The 544-nt window shown below is 68.8% G+C and carries 1 pseudogene; it reads left to right on the top strand.

Going from position 1 to position 544, the window contains the following annotated elements:
• Positions 1–544 (top strand): annotated as a pseudogene (locus ACU8YC_RS25980) (bifunctional [glutamate--ammonia ligase]-adenylyl-L-tyrosine phosphorylase/[glutamate--ammonia-ligase] adenylyltransferase); the annotation flags it as partial.

The raw sequence follows: 544 nt of genomic DNA, 5'->3' as shown, positions 1-544 counted from the left end.
GTACTGGCGCGGGCGCATCGACTGGCATTTCCGCCAGGTCATCGCCGACCCGGATGAGGACGAGAATGCCGAGGGCGAGGCGCTGGTCGGCGGCGAATGGCTGCCGCTGTGGGAGCAGGACTGGGACGAGGAGTTCGCCTGCCGCCAGCTGTCCGAGGCCGGTTTCCGTGATGGCCAGGGCGCCTGTCAGCGGCTCGCCGCGCTGCGCAACGCCAGCCAGGTACGCACCATGCAGCGTCTTGGCCGCGAGCGTCTGGATGCCTTCATTCCACGGCTGCTGGCGCAGGCCGTCGAGCAGGACGATCCGGATCTGGTGCTCGAACGCGTACTGCCGCTGGTGGAAGCGGTCGCCCGGCGTTCGGCCTACCTGGTCCTGCTGACTGAAAATCCCGGGGCGCTGCAGCGCTTGCTCGAGCTCTGCGCAGCCAGCCCGTGGATCGCCGAGCAGATTGCGCGCTTCCCGCTGTTGCTTGACGAGCTGCTCAACGCCGGTCGTCTGTACAGCCCGCCGCTGGCGCCGGAACTGGCGGCTGAACTGCGCGAA

The sequence above is a fragment of the Citrobacter sp. VF227 genome (assembly GCF_052950715.1).
Note: the sequence above shows the minus strand (reverse complement) of the source record. Positions and strands in the feature narration are given on the sequence as shown.